Genomic DNA, 1,892 nt, shown 5'->3' with positions numbered 1-1,892 from the left:
TCCAACCGCTACGGGACGTCGGCTGGACGATCAGCGCTGACTGATGGAGCCAGCCCGACGCCGCTGGAGCCGCTCGATCGCTGCCTCCGCCTGGGCCGCGCTCCAGCCGTCAAGAGAAGGAAGCTTGATGCCCTGCTCGCTCGCGAGCTTGCTCAGCAGGCTCCGCTGCTCCGTTGTGATAGGTCCTTCCCTCTTGTCGGTCGGTTGCGGCTGGATGCGCGAGGAGCGCCGTTCGACCGGGCTATCAACGATGCGATGCTCCTCATCGAGGTCCGGAGCGAATTGCGTTCCAAAGCCCAGCGCGGCCAGCGCACGCCCGATGGCGCCGGTCTCAGCCTTCTCGATAAAATCAGGGAAGCTGGCCGCTTTCTCCGATTTGATACCAGTGGCCATGCCCCCTTTGCCATCCTTGACCACAGCGCGGCAAATCACGAAGCCCTTGGCGCGGCGGACCCTCCTTTCAGTGCGCCGGGTCTCGCCGTTATAGCCGAGATACGCCTCCTCCGTCTCCTGCTCGAGATCCAGGTGGAGGATCTCCGTCTCAATGGTCCCCTGGGGGCAACTTTCCCGGAACCAGACCAGGCGCCATTGGATCGGCAGATACTCTTTTTCGTTCCCTGCACTGCCGATGCGAATGAGATGTTCACAAGGATTGAAATGGCCCTTTTGCATGTTGTCTCTCTTCTCCTCTTCTCTTTTCAATCTTGCTCTATTGCTCTTCTCCACGAGATGCTTGCTCGGACCAGTCAAGCTGCCAGTGACCTTCTCTCAGAGCCAGCGACTCCACGGTGCCCAGAGGCGTGGCCCAGGCAATCTCGTCCGGCAGCCAGTGTCGGGCATCGATCACCACCTGGACCTGCAGGCAGCTCCTGGAGAGCCACTGCCCCAGGCAGCCTGCCAGCTCTCCTTGCAGCTGCTCCGCTCGGGAGACCACTCCCTTCCAGGACCCACGCACCCTCAGCGAGGAGGGGGAGACCAGTTCTGCGCGCTGACCCAGCACGGCCACCACGGCGGCCCTGGCCGTGAAGAAGCGAATCGGCCCAAGGACGCTGCGAGCAGTGAGGTGAACGGCGTAAAGCCGCTGCCGTGGCCGGGAAGGGTCACTCCCACCCAGCAGGTCGCGCGTGAGTTTACACAAGTAGACTCCTTCGAAGGGAACGAGCAGACTCTTGAAGGCTTCCAGGCTGAGGCAGTGAACGGCTCCGACCTCTGGAAGTTCCTTGATTGAAGAAGATGAGCGCATGAGAACGTCTCCTTTCTCTTGGCATGGGAACCGGGCAGCTCTGATCGAGAGCTGCCCGCTCGAGGTATGGAATGACGTGACGACTGGTCATGGCCAGTCCCAGAGGCTTCTCTGGACGATGGTGGTAGCACCGTTGCTCGCGCGAGGCAGGCGCCGGCGTCGTCTGGCAGCGGCCAGGGCACGCATCAGAGCACTGTCCCCGAAGACCAGGCGTGTGCGTGCCTCTGGCTCAACAGATACGGAGGCTGCTGCCGGGACCTGGTCCTGTTCGGCCGCCGAAGCAGGGGATGCCTGCGTCTGCAAGGGCGGCGCGTGCTCCTCTGCTGGACGCATGGTCTCGCTGCGGGTGTCCGGCTCCTCCAGATACGGCTCCTGGCAACCCGGCTCTGGCTCGGGAGGAGGGGAAACCTCGATGCTGGCGCTGGGGCCCTCCTCCTGGGGGGCACTCCACGGGCTGCTCACCTCTCTGCCCGGGGGATCTTGCGCTCGTTGCACCTCGGTGCCGTCCGCGCCGAGGTGGTGCCACTGGGCCAGGCGCTCCCGCAGTCGATCCTCGTAGCCCCCGAACCACTGGCGCCTGTGCTGCCTTTCTGCGCGGCGACGTTCGAATGCCTGCGTGAGCTGCTCCTCGGCTTTTGCGATATCTCCA

2 protein-coding genes and 1 pseudogene are annotated in these 1,892 nt (G+C 63.7%); all 3 read right to left on the bottom strand.

Translation table 11 applies throughout. The annotated features are described in order from the left end of the window. Positions 1-30 precede the first annotated feature (30 nt). Positions 31-672, bottom strand: a complete 642-nt coding sequence (locus tag ACFMO7_RS21545) for a hypothetical protein (RefSeq protein ID WP_376797541.1) — start codon at positions 670-672, stop codon at positions 31-33. A gap of 37 nt (positions 673-709) precedes the next feature. After that, on the bottom strand, positions 710-1,243 hold the full coding sequence (locus ACFMO7_RS21540; protein ID WP_376797540.1) for a hypothetical protein: 534 nt from the start codon (positions 1,241-1,243) through the stop codon (positions 710-712). 87 nt (positions 1,244-1,330) lie between these two features. Further along, a pseudogene (locus ACFMO7_RS21535) lies at positions 1,331-1,892 on the bottom strand (hypothetical protein); the annotation flags it as partial.

The organism is Thermogemmatispora sp. (assembly GCF_042408735.1).
In the GTDB taxonomy this organism is placed as follows: domain Bacteria; phylum Chloroflexota; class Ktedonobacteria; order Ktedonobacterales; family Ktedonobacteraceae; genus Thermogemmatispora.
This window is presented reverse-complemented; position numbering and strand designations above follow the sequence as displayed.

What these genes read in the sequence shown, in the direction of transcription:
- ACFMO7_RS21545 (WP_376797541.1), bottom strand. Translation starts at nt 672, where the DNA reads ATGCAAAAGGGCCATTTCAATCCTTGTGAACATCTCATTCGCATCGGC.
- ACFMO7_RS21540 (WP_376797540.1), bottom strand. Translation starts at nt 1,243, where the DNA reads ATGCGCTCATCTTCTTCAATCAAGGAACTTCCAGAGGTCGGAGCCGTT.